At 69.3% G+C, this 4,538-nt stretch carries 3 protein-coding genes; 1 reads left to right on the forward strand and 2 read right to left on the reverse strand.

Going from position 1 to position 4,538, the window contains the following annotated elements:
• Positions 1-226: 226 nt before the first annotated feature.
• Positions 227-1,747 carry a hypothetical protein gene (locus QRO91_RS21925; protein WP_197651217.1) on the reverse strand — a complete coding sequence of 507 codons (1,521 nt, stop codon included), beginning with the start codon at positions 1,745-1,747 and terminating at the stop codon, positions 227-229.
• Between the two features lie 164 nt (positions 1,748-1,911).
• On the opposite strand from QRO91_RS21925, the gene QRO91_RS21930 reads away from it, so the two are divergent.
• A complete protein-coding gene (locus tag QRO91_RS21930; RefSeq protein WP_197651218.1) occupies positions 1,912-3,993 on the forward strand; it encodes a gluconolaconase in 2,082 nt (693 codons plus the stop codon).
• Here QRO91_RS21930 and QRO91_RS21935 read toward each other — a convergent pair.
• Complete coding sequence (locus QRO91_RS21935) at positions 3,971-4,378, reverse strand: YciI family protein (RefSeq protein WP_197651219.1); 408 nt, start codon at positions 4,376-4,378, stop codon at positions 3,971-3,973. The genes QRO91_RS21930 and QRO91_RS21935 overlap by 23 nt on opposite strands.
• Between the last annotated feature and the right edge of the window lie 160 nt (positions 4,379-4,538).

The raw sequence follows: 4,538 nt of genomic DNA on the forward strand, positions 1-4,538 counted from the left end.
TTGGGGGGCTGACCCCCGAACCCCGCGGGTCGCGCGTAGGCCCAAACCGGGACATTGTCCTCCAATTTCACGGCCGCACACCCACCGCACCCCCACACCGGCCCCCCCCCCCCCCCCGGCCCCCCCCCCACGGCCCGGGGCGGGGGCGGCGGGGTGTTGGCGGCGGCCCGGGGCGGCGCCGCTGGGCGCCGGGCGCGGGGGGGCGGCGCCTCTACACAAAAGCCGCTCAGCGCGAGGTCGAGGTACTGACCAGTTCGTAGCGCTCGATCCGGCCGACGCGTGCAACTTCGGCCTGCACGTCAGCGCGCTGCTTCAGCGCACGCCAGGCCGCATCGATCTTCACGTCGCCCGGCAATGACGGATAGGTGCGCATGTCCTGCAGGCTGGCCAGCGTCTCGCCACGGTCGGTGGGGGAGCGCAGCTGTTCGATCAGCACCGCTGCTGCGCCGTCCAGGTTGTCTTCGTCCAGCAGCATCTCGCGATGGAACAGGCGCGCGTCGTCGCGCTGGGCGAGGATCACCGAGCGTGCGGCTTCCACCGCCTGGGCATCGCCGCGCTCGCGGGCGGCAGCGAACTGCACCAGGGCTTGTGCGGCTTTGCCGTAGGCGCCGAGACCGGGGAGGTCCTTCACGGCCTGCGCGGCATCCTGCATACGTCCCAGCGAAGTGAACACGAAGCCGACATTCAGCCGGTGCTCGATGTCGTCCGGGCCGAGTGCGCCGATGCGGGCCGCCTGTTGCGCCACCGCCAGGGCATCGTCGGTGCGGCCCAGCCGGCGCAACGCGGTGAACCGGCTGTTGAGCAGCCACGCCACCCACTCGGCTTCCTCCGCCGACGGCGATTCACCTTCGGCGGCCGCACGGGCCATGCCGTCGGTCAGTGCCAGCACTTCTTCATTGCGGTCCAGCATCAGCAGCGTGACGCTGAACTGGGCCATGCGCGCGTCCAGCTTGCGATCAAGCAGGCCGGACACCCGCAGGTCGTCCAGGTGCTTCTGCGCGACCTGTACCGGGTCGAAGCGCGGATCGGCACGGTCGACATAGCGGTCGAAGCGCTTGTCGCTGCGCAGCTGGATGATCTCGGCCGGGCTGTCGATGCGGGCCAGCGTGGCCGGGATCGCATCGCCGCGGCCGTTCTCGGCCTGCAGCGTGGCCAGCGCCAGCCACAGTCCGGCCGGTTCCAGGCCACCGCTCTTCCAGCCGTTGTCGAACAGCGCCTGCAGCAGGTCCATGCGCTGTCGTGGCTGATCGTGCAGGCGATACTGCAGGTAGCCGATCGTCTGGTGATCGAGTGGCACGGGCCCGTCGGCATGTTTCAGCGCCCGCACCAGATAGCGGGTGGCCGCCGCAGGCTGGTTCTCGGACAGTTCCACCGACATCAGGGTGAGCAGGATCTGCGTATCGTCGGGCAACGCTTCCATCGCCCGCTGCAGATAGCGGCGGGCCTGGGCCGGCTTCTTCTGCATCAGTGCGGTCCAGCCGGCCACCTGCGAGGCACGGCCCCGTCGCTCGGCGTCGAAGTCGTCCAGCAGCGGATCCTCCATCAGCCGCTCCATGGCAATCAGCGCCCCCAGCGTGTTGCCGCTGCGCGACTGCTGGATCGCCTCATCCCAGCGCGTGGCGTAGGCCATGTGTACCGCGTCGCTGGTAACCGACGGCTTCTGGGGTGCCACCGTGATCGAGGCGGACACGGGCGTGCTGGCCAGCGTGGCGATCAGCAGGGCGGCGAGGGGGAGCGTGCGGGGCATGGAGGTTCTCCATCCGTGGGAACCGCATTGAACCTGCTGTGGCCAACGAGAACAAGCGCGGTGCATGGAACTCTGGTATCCGGCCGCACGATTGGCCGTGGCGCATCCCGTGCGCAGCGTCTATTGTCGGTACCTCTTCAGACAGCAGCAGGTAGTGCAGCGCGATGGCACGGTGGCAATGGATGGCGGCAGGCGTGGCGTTGGCAACGGCAGTGGCACTGGCGGCGACCTGGTGGGAGGCACCGCTGCACACGCTGGCTGAACCCGCAGGCCCCGCGCCCACGCCGCTGGCCTGGACTGCGCAGATCGAGCCGCTTGCCGGCGATGGTCATCCGGGTGACCGCGACGGTGCCGCCGCGCAGGCCCGCTTCGCCGACCCGTATTCACTGCTGCGCGGTGCCGATGGCAGCATCTACTTCACCGATGCCGGCGACAACAACCGGATCCGCCGCCGCCTGCCCGATGGCCGCGTCGAAACCGTAGCGGGGCAGGGCGAGGGACGCGTTGATGGCCCGGCGTTGCAGGCCAGCTTCAATACACCTTCGGGCATCGCGGCCGATGCGCAGGGCAACCTGTACGTGGCCGACACCGGCAACCATGCGATCCGCCGCATCGGCACCGATGGCCAGGTCAGCACGCTGGCCGGTGGTGAACAGGGCTATGCCGATGGAGTGGCCGCGCAGGCACGCTTCGATGCACCGATGGGCATCGCGGTGGACGCGCAGGGCCAGGTCTACGTGGCCGATACCTACAACGACCGTATCCGGGTGATCGGTACCGACGGCACGGTGCGCACCCTGGCCGGTGGTGAGCGCCCGGGAATGGCCGATGGCACCGGCGCCGCTGCGCGCTTCGATACGCCGGTGGCGTTGGCCTTCGATGCGCAGGGCGCGCTGCTGGTGGCCGACCTGTTCAACAACGCGGTGCGCCGCGTCGGTGCCGATGGCACGGTCAGCACCGTGGTGGGTGGTGGTGGCGTGATCAACGGGCCGCTGTCGTTGGCCACCACCCACGATGGCGTGCTGTACGTGGGCGACATGGATGGCCGCATCGTGCAGGTGACGCCGCAGGGCCATCAGATCGCGCTGGTCGGCAACGGTCGACTGCCACGCCTGGCCCGCCCCAGTGGGCTGGCGATGGACGCCGACGGCAGCGTGCTGGTGGCCGACGCGACGGCCTATCGCCTGCACCGCCTGCGCCCGCTACCGGTGGGGGAACTGCCGGCGCCGGCACTGGTCGGCCCGGCTGCCGATGCGGCGTTGCCGGAGACGGGCGGCCGCTGGCCGCTGGCACCGCAGGACGGTTGGCATGAAGTGGTCGGTACGTTGGGCGAAGTGCGCGGAAACTTCAAGGGCGAGAGTCGCCATCACCTGCACGGGGGCTTCGACGTGCGCGGTGATGTGGGCCAGACCGTGCTGGCGATCGCCGATGGCAAGATCAGCAGCCCGATGGCGGCCTGGAGTCTGGGTGAACAGGCCGAGGGCCTGGCGGTGGACCGCCTCAAGTACATCCACATGCGGGTGGGCCGCACCCCACGCAATGAACCGTTCGATGCGCGCTGGCAGGCGCTGTACGACGAACAGGGCAGGCTGGAGCGGATGCGCGTGCGGCGTGGTATGCGCATCCACGTCGGTGATCGCCTGGGCAGCATCAACAACCAGGCGCACGTGCACCTGGCCGTCGGCACCGGAGGTTTCGAGACCAATGCCGTGGCACTGGGCTTCCACAACTACGCCGACCACTTCGCACCGCGCATCACCGATGTGGCGCTGCTGGACGACAACGACCAGCCAATGGCCGCAGGCAGCGAAGGCGTGGTGATGGTGGCGCGCCAGGGACGCGGTGTGCAGATCGTGGTGGAGGCCTGGGACCAGGTCGACAACAATCTGCCACGACGCCGCCTGGGCATGTACCAGGTGGGCTACCAGATCCTGGATGCCAGTGGCCGGGCGCTGCAGGGCTACGAACAGCCACGCTGGAACATCGTGTTCAACCGCATGCCGCCGCAGAAGGAAGCGGTGCGGGTGGCCTATGCCCCCGACAGCGGCATCACCGTGCACGGCAGTGCGGTGACCCGTTTCCGTTACCTGGCCACCAACACCGTGCGTGACGGCCTGATGGAAACCGGGCGCTGGCAGCCGGCGGCGCTGCCGCCGGGCGAGTACATCGTGCGCGCCAGCGTGCGCGACTACAGCGGCAACGAAGGCGTAGGCCCGCGCGAGATCAGGGTACGGCTGCTGCCATAGCGGCAGCCGGGGCGCCGCAGCGTTCGCGCTCGGCGTCCATGTCTTCCAGCGGCCGCACTTCGATGCTGCCGAAGCGTGCCCATGGGAAGTCGCGGGCGATGCGCATGGCTTCGTCGCGGTTGCGGGCGACGATCAGGTTGAAGCCTGCCAGCAGTTCGCGGGTTTCGGCGAACGGGCCATCCAGTACACGGCTGTGGCCATCGCGCACGCGCAGGGTCTGTGCGGTGTCGACCGGCTGCAGCTTCTGCGCGGCCAGAAGCGTGCCCTTGGCCTGCAGTTTGTCGGCGTGCGCCAGGCAGTCGCGCATCAGCGCGTTGAATTCTTCGGTGGGCAGGGCCTGCAGCAGGGCAGGCTCGATATAGATCAGAAGCAGGTACTGCTGCATGGCACGGTCCTGGCGGGGGCGGGGTGCCCATGATGGCGCAGGTCTGCGCGTGGGCATGTTGCAGCGCGGGAGGCGCGCCTTCGACGGGGATCGGCGAACGGCGGAGCCCCTCCGTGGTGGGGGTGGGTTGGTCGCTGAAAGCTGGGTTTCTGGTGATTGG

It is taken from the genome of Stenotrophomonas maltophilia group sp. Smal32 (assembly GCF_030237085.1).
In the GTDB taxonomy this organism is placed as follows: Bacteria; Pseudomonadota; Gammaproteobacteria; order Xanthomonadales; family Xanthomonadaceae; genus Stenotrophomonas; species Stenotrophomonas maltophilia_Q.

Excerpts from the sequence above, each read along its gene's own strand:
- QRO91_RS21925 (WP_197651217.1), bottom strand. The coding sequence starts at position 1,747 with ATGCCCCGCACGCTCCCCCTCGCCGCCCTGCTGATCGCCACGCTGGCC.
- QRO91_RS21930 (WP_197651218.1), top strand. The coding sequence starts at position 1,912 with ATGGCACGGTGGCAATGGATGGCGGCAGGCGTGGCGTTGGCAACGGCA.
- QRO91_RS21935 (WP_197651219.1), bottom strand. The coding sequence starts at position 4,378 with ATGCAGCAGTACCTGCTTCTGATCTATATCGAGCCTGCCCTGCTGCAG.